The organism is Pseudobdellovibrionaceae bacterium (assembly GCA_019637875.1).
In the GTDB taxonomy this organism is placed as follows: Bacteria; Bdellovibrionota; Bdellovibrionia; order Bdellovibrionales; family Bdellovibrionaceae; genus JAHBUW01.
In genome coordinates this window covers 18,963-30,985 of record JAHBUW010000021.1, presented here as the reverse complement: position 1 = coordinate 30,985, position 12,023 = coordinate 18,963, and the positions used below count along the sequence as shown (strand labels likewise).

The window sequence follows — 12,023 nt, the reverse complement described above, 5'->3', positions numbered from 1 at the left end:
ACGAAGACTTAACCGAGACTTGGGGCAGAACTCCCCCATCGCCGCCCATCTTCCCCCGCTTCCCAATGGAACAATTTTTGTACTTTTGCCCGGGAGTACGGAAGGAGTCCGCCCGTGGACCGTTTTCAGAACCGCTTTCAAAATCGAACGGTGGCCGCCCAACAACTTGCCGATCAGCTCGAAGACCTGCGCGAGCTGAAACCCGTCGTCCTGGGCATTCCCCGTGGGGCGATGCCGATGGCGAAAATCATCGCCGACCGTCTAGAGGCCGATCTCGACCTCGTGCTCGTCAAAAAAATCGGTCATCCCCAACATCCGGAGTTCGCCCTGGGTTCCGTCACGGAAAACGGGGACGTCATTCTGGGCTCGGGCGCTTTGCAGAACGGCATGATCGAGGAAGATCTCGCCGAACAGGCCGCGAAAATCGCGACGCGCCTGCGGGAAATGCGCGCGCACTACACGAACGGTCGCCCGGCGGTTCCGCTGCGCGGCCGTGACGTCATCGTCGTGGACGACGGCATCGCGACCGGCGCCACCATGCTGGCCGCCATCGAATTTTTACGGCGCGCGCAGGTGCGCCAGATCGTCGTGGCGACTCCCGTCGCGAGTCCGCAGGCGGTCCAGCGCCTTGAAGACGAAGGCGTCGAGGTGCGCGCCTTACTTACGCCCGAGGAGTTCGGCGCCGTCAGCTACTACTACGACAACTTCGCCCAAGTCTCGGATGCCGAGGTCGGCGGATTTTTTCGCGTTTCACCCCGCGAGATCGAAGTCTTCGAGGACGGCGTCAAACTGAACGCGACCCTCGGTCTTCCCATGAAACCCCGCGGCCTCGTCGTTTTCGCGCACGGAAGCGGGCACGGTCGGCAAAGTCCGAAGAATCAATACATCGCCGAGGCCTTCAATCGTCAGGGCTTCGCGACCTTGCTGGTGGACCTGATGACTCCCGAAGAGGCCGACGACGATTTGAATCGCTTCGAGATCGGACTTCTCGCGCACCGCCTGCGGGCGTGCCTCGCCTGGGCACGCAAAGACCCCCGACTTGCGGACATCCCGCTCGCCTTGTACGGGACCCACACCGGCACGGCGGCGGCGCTGATGGTCGCGGCCCAGCCCGGCCACCGGATCGACGCCCTCGTCAGCCGTTCGGGACGTCCCGATCTGGTGACCGAGGTGCTTCCGCAACTGCGCGTCCCGGTTCTCTTTCTGGTGGGCGCCAAAGACCGCGCGGTTTTACATTTACACGAAGAGTCCTTCATCCAAATGCACGGCGAACGTCAACTTCACCCCATCCCCGAGGCGGGCGCCTTCATCGATACCGATCTGCAAATGGAAGAGATCGTGCGCGAGAGCTTGCGTTGGGTCGAGCGTCACTTGCTAAGTCCGGCCCGCGATCGCCGACACGCCGAACCCGTTTCCAGCTTCGTATCCGAGCTGCACGCGGGAGGGCCCGCATGAAATGGCGGAGGACCGCGCTCATCGTGATGGGGCTCTGCATGCCGCTGGTGACGCCACTGAAGTTACCGGCGGTTGAGGCGATGCGCGTTCCCGATGTGGAAACGTTGAATGATGATCTATCCAAGTACTCCGGGCGCCGCATCCAGATCGACGGCAAACTCGAAGAGAATATCGACAAGAAGTCTTTCGTCCTTTCCAGCGGCGGCATCATCAGCGACGAGATCGTCGTGGTCGGCTCGCCCGAAGATCCCACCGATCTGACCACCATCCCGAAAAATACGAAGCTCACGATCACCGGAACGCTGCTTCTTAAACCCGTGTCCAACGTCACCAAAGACGGGACTTGGACCCTCACTCCGCAGATCACGACCGGCTTTCGCGAAGTGAAAGCCTTTCTGATCGCGGATGAGATCAACCGCCGCGAGTAGGATGCCATGAAATACCGCGAGGCCGATGCGAAACATTTCGAACTCGATCTCGCCGCCGCCGCGGTCAAACTCGCCCGTCCTTGGCGCGAGAAGCAGGATCTGTCCCCCGTCGCCCGCGAACTCGCCGAGGCCCGCGTCGTCATGCTGGGCGAGGCCACCCACGGAACTCAGGAGTTCTACGCCCTTCGCGCCCGTTTAACCCAAGAGCTCATTCAGAATCACGGTTTCAACATCGTGGCCGTGGAAGGCGACTGGCCCGCCTGTCAGCGTATCGACGACTATGTCCAAGGTCGCGATCCCGTCGGCGCGGACCCTTTGCGCGGATTCATGCGCTGGCCGACCTGGATGTGGGCCAACACCGAAGTCGCCAAATTCACGCAGTGGCTACGCGCGCACAACGAACGCAGCGCGCGCCCCGTGGGTTTTTATGGGCTGGACGTCTACTCGCTGTTTGAATCCATCGACGAAACGCTCAAATACTTACGGGGCTTCGATCCCTTTCTGGCTGCGACCGTACGTGGACGTTATGACTGCTTCGCGCCCTTTCAAAAAGATGAACGCACCTACGCGAAAAGTCTGATCCCGTATCCCGAGGGCTGTGCGGACGAGGTGACCTCGATCTTGCGCGATCTCCTGAGGCTACGCGTCCAACCCGATGCCGATTCGTCCCACCGGCTTTTCAGCGCGCGGCAAAACGCGCGCATCGTGGCGAACGCGGAAGACTACTACCGCACCATGGTCCACGGCGGCGACGACTCATGGAACGTGCGTGACCGTCACATGCTGGAGACGCTCGAGCAGATTCTCGAGCACCGCGGGGAGGACGCCCGCGCCGTGGTCTGGGCGCACAACACCCACATCGGCGATCACCGCGCGACCGACATGCGGGAAGAGGGGCTCGTGAACATCGGGGGCCTGGCGCGCATGAAGTGGGGCGAAGACGAAGTCCGATTGGTCGGCTTCGGTACCTTCAAAGGAGAAGTCATCGCGGGTGCCGCGTGGGGTGGCCAAACCCAAGTGATGAAGATCCCGGCCGCAAGGCCCGGCACGCTCGAGGACATCCTGCACTCGGTTGCCGACGCGATCGGCAGCCCGCAGTTTTATCTGCCGCTACGGAAGGCGCCGGACATTTTCGACCAGAAAGTGGATCACCGCGCGATCGGCGTCGTCTTCAATCCCGCGACCGAACGCTTCGGAAACTACGTTCCCACCGAGCTTCGCCGGTGCTACGACACGTTCGTGTTTGTGGACCGGACCAGCGCCCTCGTGCCGATCCCCCATGGCGTGGACCGCAAAGAAATTCCCGAAACCTGGCCCCAAGGCCTTTAACCGGAGGTCCACGATGACCCGCTCCACGAAAAAGACGCCCCCGCCCGCGACGAAATCCAAAGAAGAAAATCGTCCCGTGCCGAAACCCTCGGCGAAAAACAAGGAAGAGCAGACGCGTTTGCAGTTCCCCCGTCGCTCCGGCGCGGTTTAATCCCCGCAGCGGGACTCTGGACAATCGCCCCGCGCTCCGGCAGAACTCGGTCATGCCTGAACTCGCCGAAGTCGAAGCCGTCCGTCGCCAAGTCCAAAAACGTATGAAGGGTCACCGCATTCAAGAGCTCGTCCTGGATGCGAAGGACCGTTGGCTTTTCGCCTTCGTGAAACCCTAAGCCGTGCGCCGCGCGCTGAAGGGCCGCCGCGTGACCGGTACCGGCCGCAAGGGCAAATACTTCTGGCTCGAACTCGATCAAAAACCCTGGCCGATCTTTCATCTGGGTATGAGCGGCAACATCGCGCTGCTGGATCCAAGCGCGCGCACGCGTGGACACGAAAAAGTTTGGGGCGGCGCCAAGCTCTGGTCCGAGGGCGACAAGGACCTGCGCGAGCGGCTGTGGTTCGCGCGTTTGATCTTGAAATGCGACAAAGGTTTCGAATTCGCGTTTCTGGATCCACGCCGGTTCGGGCGGATGTGGCTCACGGAGGATCCGTGGGAACATCCCCGCATCAAGGCGTTGGGTTTTGATCCGTTGATCGACTTTCCGACGGCGAAGGTTCTGGGCGAAAAACTCGCTCGCCGGAAAAAGGCGATCAAAGCGGTGCTGCTGGATCAAACGCTGTTCGCGGGCGTGGGCAACTGGCTCGCGGACGAGATTTTATTCCAAGCGCGCTTGAGTCCCCATCACCTGGCCTCGCGCTTGACCCCGAAGCAGATCACGGCTCTTCACCGCGCGGTGCTGAAGGTCGTCAAAAAAGCGGTGGCCGTGAATGCGGATTACGAACGCTTCCCGAAGACCTGGCTGTTTCACGAACGCTGGGGGAAAAAGAAAAACGCCCGCACCTCGAAAGGGCTTCTGATCCGACACGAAGAGGTCGGTGGTCGAACTACGGCTTGGGTTCCGGGCTGGCAGGTGTAGCCCCTCCCCCAAACCCGGCAACTTCCTAAAATCGTTAAGCATTTCTGGACATTTTGACACCCGCCAATAATGAATGATATATTCATTATTGTGCAGATCAAAAAAGACGACGTCCGAATGAATATCGCCGCAACGGCCCTCAAGCTCTTCTGCCAAAGAGGCTTCGCCGAAACCTCAATGTCGGATATCGCGCATTCGGCGAAAATCTCCACTGGCAATATCTATCGTTACTATCGGGACAAAGAGGCCCTCTTCGCCGAAATTTTGCCCGACAAATTCATCCGGTCGATAAAGACCGAGATCAATCAATTGATGATATTGGCCTCCCACGAAGTGGACTTCTACAAAAAAACCGAGGGCGAATATCAGGCGCACCTTGAACATCTTATCCAGATCCTCTTTGAAAATCGGGAACGCATTCTGATTTTGCTGAGCGCCGACCCTCAATCCCCCCATAGACGATTTCGCCAAACGCTCGAGGCCCTCTTGGTTCGTCAGGCGATTCGTTACTTGCGACAAGTTCACGGTCGACGAAACTTGGACGCAACCGAGCGTCGCCTGCTACAGATGATCTACCGCTCATTTGTCGAAAATAGTTTTCAAATCCTTCGGCAGGCGGCGACGGAGAAGTCCTACCGTCACCAATTGCGACGACTTCGCAGTTACCATCTACCGGGTCTCAAATCCTATTTCGAAGAGCTCTCTCAGAGAGGAACTCCGTGAAAAGCCTTCGCGCCACCCATCCAACTTCCATTTTGATGCGCCTTCTGAGCGACCCCCATCTACCCGAAAAAATCGAGGCGATGAACGCTTCCGAAATCATGGGCATGATCGAAAAGGTCGGACTGGAAGATTCGGGGGAAATCGTCGCCTTCGCCAGCTCCAAGCAGCTCGAACATCTTTTCGATTTGGATCTTTGGAAAGCGCAGAAAGCGGGAAGCGACGAAATCTTCGACCCCGCCCGTTTCGGTGTTTGGCTGGAAGTCCTGCTCGAACTCGGCCCCCGCAAAGCCGGGGATAAACTTTCCGAAATGGACGAGGATTTTTTGGTGCTCGCCATCTCAAGTCTCGCCTGGGTCGCCGATTCGAGCTGGCTGCAAGAAGGGTGTGAAATCGATCCTCGCTTGGATAAAGTGATCGATTCCAGTCTGAGCTATGAACTGGAAAACTACGTGCTCTTCTCACGCGATCATGGAGCCTGGGACGCGCTCATCACGATCCTTGCGGATCTCGACACACATCACTTCTCGACCTTGTCCCCCATTCTGGATCGCTGCGCGGGCCTACTGATGGATCAAGCTGGTGACGAAAATGAAGGACTCTACGACCTATTGACGACGGAAGACCAATTGATCGAAGACGTCGCCCACGAACGAGAAAAACGTCGAGAGGCCGAGGGATTTGTCTCACCGGCCAATGCCCGAGCCTTCTTGAAGTTGTGCGAAGCCCCCTCCTTCCCTCCGGATCGGCTCACCCCACCGCAACTCTTACGGAAACCGGGAGCCCCCTCTGCGGTTGCTCCAAAAAATCCACTCATCCCCGCCATCCCCGTAGAGGCGAACCGATTCCAAAAGGTTTTCGAAATTTTCCGAAAGTATCCGGAAGAATTCCCCCTGTTCAGCGAACAGCTGGGCTACCTCGCGAACGTCCTCATGTCGGGCTGGAACTGGAATGGCCGAAGCCCTCACGCCGCGAAGGCCATGGAAATCGTATTGGACGTCTGCGAGAGAGACCTCTCCCAGCATCCCTTCACCTCTTTCCCTGAATCCTTTCGGAGGGCTTGGACTTCGTGGAGGGGCTAGGGGTGCTCCCCCTCCCAGAACTCGCGGATCTCGGCCAGGATGCGGTTCGAAACGAGCTCCGACGGATGCGTGCGAAACCAATCCGACGGCATCGACTTCGAGTAGCTCGCATCTAGAAACCGATTGTCCATCAAGACGATGAGGCCCCGGTCCGTCTCGGAGCGGATCACCCGGCCCGCCGACTGTACGGCCTTCGCCATGGCGGGATAGGTGTAGGCGTAGTCGAAACCCGCCTGATAGTTTTTCTCGTAGTACTCGCGCATCTTTTCGCGCTCCAGATCGAAGCTCGGGAGCGGCGGCCCCACCACGAAAGCGCCGATCAGCATGCGTCCCGGATAATCCACGCCCTCCGAGAAAACGCCCCCCTGCACCGCGAAGAGCAGATGATCGAAGGCCGGATCGGCCAGACGTTCGAGGACCTCGTCCACGTCGTCCCGTTTCATGAAGCGCTCTTGACGTAGCAAGCGGAAGCCTTCGGGCGCTTCGAACTGCGCAAGCGTACGCTCCATGAAATCGAAGCTCGGGAAGAACGCGACGTAGTTCCCCTTTTTCAGCTTCACCACCCGCGCGATGGTTTCGGCGATGCGCGGATAATTCCGTTCACGCTCGCTGTACTTGCTCGAGATCTGCGGGATGACCAGAAGTTTGCGCCGGACGGGATCGAACGGCGAGACGAACTCGGCGGTCTTGAGACCTTCCCCCTCCAGGCCCGAAAGCTTCGCGTAGTACTCGAAGGGCTTCAGCGTCGCCGAGAACGCCACGACCTGGGCGAAGTCGTCGTAGGACTCGCGCAAAAAGGCCGAGGCGTCGCAGCAGGTGATCTTCACCGTTCCGGGATTGGGCGTATAGGTCGTGAAGAAGCGACGGGGCGCGCCCTCCGCTTCATTGCCGCGCATGACGTACTCCAAAGCGCCGGTGAACTCGGACCAGCTGAACGCGAGGCTGAGCACCGGGTCCCGCGCGGGGATCTCGATGTCGCTGGCCAGATAAGCGGACAGGAACTGCCGGACCTCCACGTCTTGCAACATGAAACTCTCGATGGGTGGTTCGATCTCGTGCGCCTTGGCTTGGCCGGGGTTTCCGCAGCTTTGCACCACGGCGATGCAGCTGTTCAGAATCGCCAAAAATTCGCCCGCGAACTTTCCGGGAAGTTTGCCGCCCTCTTCGCGCAACTTCAAAAGCGCGAAAACCGAAAGCTGCGGCGAGTACATGTCGATCGCGCGGCCCGGCAGGTTGTGGGCCTCGTCGATCACGAGGTTGGGCTTTCCCTTGATGACCAGCCCCTCTTTCGCCAGACGCCCGAAGGCCGAGCGCGGCGCAAAGACGTAATTGTAATCGCAGATCACCGTGTCCACGTCGGCGGCCGCGTCGAGCTGAAGCTCGAACGGACAAACGGTATGGGACTCGGCGATCTTTTTGAACGTCTTGGCCGTGAGTTTGCGTTTCTTGCGCAGTTCTTCGACCAAACGATGTTCGCTGACTTTTGTGTAGTGATCCCGCGCGAACTCGCAATAGTCCGGATTGCACAGCGGTTCATTCTTCATGCACATCTTCGACTTCGCCGTGATCGTCAGCGACTTCAGTTTCGCGCCCTCTTCTTGCAGCCGCGTGACCGCGTCCTCGGCCACCGCGTGCTGGCTATTTTTGGGCGTGATGTAGATGAGCTTTTGTCCGCGCGCCAAGGCCTCTTTCAAAGTCGGATACATGACCCCGATGGTTTTCCCGAGGCCCGTCGGGGCCTGGAACATCATGGGGTGGGCGTCCTTCATCCCCTCTTCGATCTGCTGGATCAGCTCGACCTGCCCGGGCCGCGGACGCTCGAACGGAAACTGAAAGGCCGCCGCCGCTTTCTTGCGACGCTCGATGCGTTTTTCCTCCGCATGCGCCTCATCGACCAGCTCGCCCAGGCGCCGCTTCAACCAGGCTTCGTATTCGTCCAAGTTCAAACGCAGGCTCAGATCCGCCGTTTCCCCATTGCGGGTCGAAACCAGATGCAAACGCAATTCCGGAAAGCGACCACTCGCTTGGAACTGGATGTAGCCGTAGGTCAGAAGTTGCAAACAGTAAGGATGATCGTCCTGCGACTCGCGCAGCTTGTGCATGAGATCGAAGATGTTGAAGCTCGTTTTGATCTCTTCGATCTTAAAAGATTTCTCGGAGCGAAAAACCCCGTCCATCCGTCCGCCGACGCGAAAAATATAGTCTTCGGTTTCGAATTCGTGTTCGACCGCGACTTCGGCTTCGTAATCCGAAAAATCCTGGGCGCGCTCGAGCTGTACTTTTTGATGGATCTCGATGCCCGCCTGCGAGGCGCGGCCGAGCCCAGAATGCGCGTCGATCGAGCCGCGACGGGGCGCCGGGATCGCGAAATCGGTGATGGGAAGATGGATGATTTTCTTATTCATCAGAAAAACGCCATCTGATCGGGGTTTTGGAGAGTCAATTCCTCTTCGGGATAGGCCTTGATCCCGAGCTCTCGCAGATGACGGACGAGCGCGCCCGCCCCCCGGTGCTGAACGTAGATGCGTTTCGCCCCCGTCTCGACGCAGGTGCGGACCAGATCGTCCCAATCCGCGTGATCGCTCATCACGAAGCCCGTATCGTATCCGAAGGCGCGTCCCCCCGCCATCCAGCCCGAGGCGAACGCGGTCCGGAAGCGATTCCCTAAAATCACGGCCTGCGGGGATTTCAGAAAAGCCTGGGGCGCGAGGATGAGTTCTCCTTCCAAACGCGTGGACTCGTCCACGCCGCTCAAACAGATCGTCTCGGCAAGGGCGATGCCCTGACGTCGGTAGGCGAGATTGATTTCGGCCGCGGCGTCGTGACAGTAGATCGGACGCTCGGACAAATCGCTCAATTCACCGAGGATGCGCTGGGTTTTTCCCAAAGAGTAACCGAAGAGCACCGAGTTCTCGCCGCGCGCGGCGTTGCGGCGCCACCACTCCATGATCTGCCCGCCGAGGTCGGCCTGTTTCGGCCAGCGGTAAGCGGGCGTCCCGAAGGTCGCCTCGGTGACGAAGACGTCGCACTTCACCACCTCGAAGGGCTCGCAGGTCGGATCGGCTTCACGTTTATAGTCCCCCGAGGCCACCCACACTTCGCCGCCGACCTCGATGCGCACCTGACACGAACCCAGAATATGTCCCGCCGGATGAAAGGATACGCGGGCCGCGCCGAGCTCGAAAACTTCGCCGTAGTCGTAGGCGCGCACGTTGATCTTGCGACCCAGGCGCGCGAGCAGAAGATCCACCCCGCTTTTGACCACATGGTAGGTCTCGCTGCCCCGACGGGCGTGATCCGCATGGGCATGCGTAATCACGGCGTCTTTGACGCCCCGTCGCGGGTCGATGAAGAAGTCCCCCGCTCGGCAATAAAGTCCTTCCTTGGCCAAGTTCAGCATCACTCCAGTTTGCCAGAAAAGCGCGACCGATGCAGGTCCCCTGCGGGCCGCTGACGCGCGCGGCTGGCGGGACATTCTGTCACACTTGAGCACCGCGCCATCGGCGGTCTTGTCCCGCGCTCCGCGCCCAGACCCCCGCCATTTTCTCCCCACGCTCGGCACAGCTCGTGTAATGGACAGCGCTTGCGAGCAATGAGGCTCGCGCTACTTTGGGGGTTCTTCCATGACACGCATCCTGATCGGTTTTATTGCACTCTTCGCCAGCTTTTCACCGGCCTTCGCCGACCAAACCACAAAAGACGTGAACATCGCCGTCAACGACGTTTACGTTCCCAGCAATCTACGGGCTGGTGACGAAGCCAAAATCGTTCTTTCCGGAATCCTCCCCAATGGTTGCTACCGCTACGATCGTGCGGTCGTCCGCTCGGTGGACTTCATTCACGAGATCAAGGCCATTGCGAAAGTCCAAACGAACAGCCTGTGCTTGATGGTGCTGGTTCCGTTCGCTAAAGAGGTGAATCTGGGACCGCTTGATGCTGGCGTACATACTCTGCGCTTTATCAGCGGTGACGACACTTTCTTCGAAAAAACTCTGACCGTCCACTAAGGTTCGGTCTGGGATTTCGCGGAAATTTCGAAATCTCTCAAGGAGAGCCGATGGCCGGAAAGACATTCGCAAAAATTCTGGCCGTGTTTCTGCTCTCCACGCCTTCGGCGTTCGCACTCCCCTTGGTGCTGAACGCCGGTGGCGACGCGCACGTCATGATTTGCGCGCAAAATTTGTGGCCGAGCGTCCTTCGCCTTCCCGCCACGCAAACCTCGCAGTTCGCACCCGTCCTCGGACGCTGGCGCTACGACGGTTTTTTCTACGAGGGACATCGCTACCCCAATCCCAACCCTGACCTGGATCTGGAGTTTCAATTTCGCGAGGACGGCGTCAGCCGCCTTTACTGGGAACGCAAAGACGAGCCCGGTTTCTGCGAACGGCTGGCGGACTACGAAGTCGTCGGCACGGAACTTCGCCAACGGGTCACCTGGGTGAATCCCGAAAATGCCTCCAGCTGCGGCCGCGATCCGGATATGCAAAACGGCCGCGCCACCGCCGTGCCCTTTGAGCGTAAGGGACAAGAGCTCTGGCTCAATATTGGACTGAGCGGTAAAGACTTCTTTTACATTCTGAAATCGCGGGGCGAAGACGGCGCGACGGACGAGGCGGCGTCAGCCTTTTAACCCCGGATCTGGGCCCTTCGGGGTCGGCATGGATCTTGGACCTTTGCGATGTCGACGAGAGCGCTGGCGTCGGGCCTCCCTCCGGCGTCAGCCACTTTTCTCATTGCCTGAAGATCGGTGCCCGCGTGACACTGGACCCTGAGGGGGATTCAGGTTCATGCGCGCGCGTTTTTTGTCTTTCGTCGCCACCGCGACGATCCTCGTTTTTATTTCGGGTTGTGCAACCACGCCTGACCCCGTCACGCCCGCGGCGCCCGTGGCGGACTCCCCGTCGGCCCAAGTCGCGGAGCGATCCAAAACCCGCGTGAAAAAGGAACGTCGCCGCAAGCCACCGGCCCCCACTCCGGAAGAGTCGCCGTCGCCCATCCCCGGCCCCACCACGACACCGAGCCCGACACCGGAAAGCACGACGCCCGCGCCTTCGGACAATATCCCAGACAGCGTCCCAGACAATATCCCCACCGAGACGCTCGACCTGCCCCCGGAGCAGCTCGACCCCCTGCCGCCGGACGAAAATCCCGATCCGCCGCTCGAACCTGAGGACATCGCCGTTCAATTTCCGCCGGGCGCGCTGGCGCTCGATCACGGCGTTTTGCAGATCGCGTTCTCGACAAAGCAAAAAATCGCGCTGTACGCGAAGTACGAGCTCACGGCGGCGGATCTGCGCGCCCGCTTCATCCATCGCGATGCCAACCCCTTCACGCCCGACCCGCTCCTTCTGAGCGCGGCGCCTGAGGCGGCCGCGACCCACGCCACCTACACCCGGAGCGGTTACGACCGCGGGCACTTGGCCCCGGCCGAAGACATGAGCTTCAACGCCGACGCTTTTTTTGCGAGCTTCTACATGTCGAACATGGCTCCACAAAAAGGCAGCCTCAACCAGCAGAGCTGGAAGTCTCTGGAGGAGCGCGCCCGCGACTGGGCCTGCGGCGAAGAGCGGGTCACGATCATCACGGGGCCCCTTCTGGGAGCGAAACCGAAGCTCCTGAAGAGCCGGGTCCCCATCCCCGAAGCCTTTTACAAAGTGATCGTCGACCACACTCCGCCGCGCAAAATCGCGGCGTTTATTTACGAACAGAATACGCCGTCCGGAACGCTCCCCCTTCGTCAGCAGGTCAGCCCACGGCAGGTCGAAAAACGCGCGGGCTTCGCGCTCTTCCGCAAAGCCAGCGCGCGTATCACGCCCCTCTCGCAATGGAAGTCGGCCCGTTGTCCGGAAATGAAAACCCAAGTCAGCGCGAAGAAACTCGCGCGCGAGCGTAAAGCCGCGCCCCGGCTGGGGCACGGCGAAGAATAGTCCGGAGGA

Annotated in this window: 12 protein-coding genes; 10 read left to right on the top strand and 2 right to left on the bottom strand. The window is 59.9% G+C overall.

From position 1 onward, the window contains the following. The first annotated feature begins 114 nt into the window (after positions 1–114). The 7 genes from KF767_18515 to KF767_18485 all read left to right on the top strand — a co-directional run bounded on the left by KF767_18515 (position 115) and on the right by KF767_18485 (position 6,087). Complete coding sequence (locus KF767_18515) at positions 115–1,455, top strand: hypothetical protein (protein MBX3019887.1); 1,341 nt, start codon at positions 115–117, stop codon at positions 1,453–1,455. Then, complete coding sequence (locus KF767_18510) at positions 1,452–1,883, top strand: hypothetical protein (GenBank protein MBX3019886.1); 432 nt, start codon at positions 1,452–1,454, stop codon at positions 1,881–1,883. The genes KF767_18515 and KF767_18510 overlap by 4 nt, the downstream gene beginning before the upstream one ends. A gap of 6 nt (positions 1,884–1,889) precedes the next feature. Beyond that, positions 1,890–3,212, top strand: coding sequence for an erythromycin esterase family protein (locus KF767_18505; GenBank protein MBX3019885.1), 1,323 nt, complete (start codon positions 1,890–1,892; stop codon positions 3,210–3,212). Between the two features lie 13 nt (positions 3,213–3,225). Beyond that, a complete protein-coding gene (locus tag KF767_18500) occupies positions 3,226–3,363 on the top strand; it encodes a hypothetical protein (protein ID MBX3019884.1) in 138 nt (45 codons plus the stop codon). Between the two features lie 181 nt (positions 3,364–3,544). Continuing rightward, on the top strand, positions 3,545–4,285 hold the full coding sequence (locus KF767_18495) for a hypothetical protein (GenBank protein MBX3019883.1): 741 nt from the start codon (positions 3,545–3,547) through the stop codon (positions 4,283–4,285). Positions 4,286–4,375: 90 nt separating this feature from the next. Continuing rightward, on the top strand, positions 4,376–5,008 hold the full coding sequence (locus tag KF767_18490) for a TetR/AcrR family transcriptional regulator (GenBank protein MBX3019882.1): 633 nt from the start codon (positions 4,376–4,378) through the stop codon (positions 5,006–5,008). Positions 5,009–5,088: 80 nt separating this feature from the next. Beyond that, positions 5,089–6,087, top strand: a complete 999-nt coding sequence (locus tag KF767_18485; protein MBX3019881.1) for a hypothetical protein — start codon at positions 5,089–5,091, stop codon at positions 6,085–6,087. On the opposite strand, the gene KF767_18480 is transcribed toward KF767_18485, so the two are convergent. Together KF767_18480 and KF767_18475 are read right to left on the bottom strand one after the other, a co-directional pair. Beyond that, positions 6,084–8,492, bottom strand: a complete 2,409-nt coding sequence (locus tag KF767_18480) for a DEAD/DEAH box helicase family protein (GenBank protein MBX3019880.1) — start codon at positions 8,490–8,492, stop codon at positions 6,084–6,086. The genes KF767_18485 and KF767_18480 overlap by 4 nt on opposite strands. Next, complete coding sequence (locus KF767_18475; protein ID MBX3019879.1) at positions 8,492–9,487, bottom strand: ligase-associated DNA damage response exonuclease; 996 nt, start codon at positions 9,485–9,487, stop codon at positions 8,492–8,494. The genes KF767_18480 and KF767_18475 overlap by 1 nt, the downstream gene beginning before the upstream one ends. A gap of 223 nt (positions 9,488–9,710) precedes the next feature. On the opposite strand from KF767_18475, the gene KF767_18470 reads away from it, so the two are divergent. From KF767_18470 to KF767_18460, 3 genes are all read left to right on the top strand, one after another. Next, a complete protein-coding gene (locus tag KF767_18470; protein ID MBX3019878.1) occupies positions 9,711–10,094 on the top strand; it encodes a hypothetical protein in 384 nt (127 codons plus the stop codon). 50 nt (positions 10,095–10,144) lie between these two features. After that, a complete protein-coding gene (locus tag KF767_18465; GenBank protein ID MBX3019877.1) occupies positions 10,145–10,717 on the top strand; it encodes a hypothetical protein in 573 nt (190 codons plus the stop codon). 157 nt (positions 10,718–10,874) lie between these two features. After that, positions 10,875–12,014: a DNA/RNA non-specific endonuclease gene (locus tag KF767_18460; GenBank protein ID MBX3019876.1), complete on the top strand. Its 1,140-nt coding sequence runs from the start codon at positions 10,875–10,877 to the stop codon at positions 12,012–12,014. Positions 12,015–12,023 lie beyond the last annotated feature (9 nt).

Coding starts and splice junctions, on each gene's coding strand:
- KF767_18480 (MBX3019880.1), bottom strand. CDS start 8,492: ATGAATAAGAAAATCATCCATCTTCCCATCACCGATTTCGCGATCCCG.
- KF767_18475 (MBX3019879.1), bottom strand. CDS start 9,487: ATGCTGAACTTGGCCAAGGAAGGACTTTATTGCCGAGCGGGGGACTTC.
- KF767_18505 (MBX3019885.1), top strand. CDS start 1,890: ATGAAATACCGCGAGGCCGATGCGAAACATTTCGAACTCGATCTCGCC.
- KF767_18460 (MBX3019876.1), top strand. CDS start 10,875: ATGCGCGCGCGTTTTTTGTCTTTCGTCGCCACCGCGACGATCCTCGTT.
- KF767_18500 (MBX3019884.1), top strand. CDS start 3,226: ATGACCCGCTCCACGAAAAAGACGCCCCCGCCCGCGACGAAATCCAAA.
- KF767_18465 (MBX3019877.1), top strand. CDS start 10,145: ATGGCCGGAAAGACATTCGCAAAAATTCTGGCCGTGTTTCTGCTCTCC.
- KF767_18470 (MBX3019878.1), top strand. CDS start 9,711: ATGACACGCATCCTGATCGGTTTTATTGCACTCTTCGCCAGCTTTTCA.
- KF767_18485 (MBX3019881.1), top strand. CDS start 5,089: ATGAACGCTTCCGAAATCATGGGCATGATCGAAAAGGTCGGACTGGAA.
- KF767_18510 (MBX3019886.1), top strand. CDS start 1,452: ATGAAATGGCGGAGGACCGCGCTCATCGTGATGGGGCTCTGCATGCCG.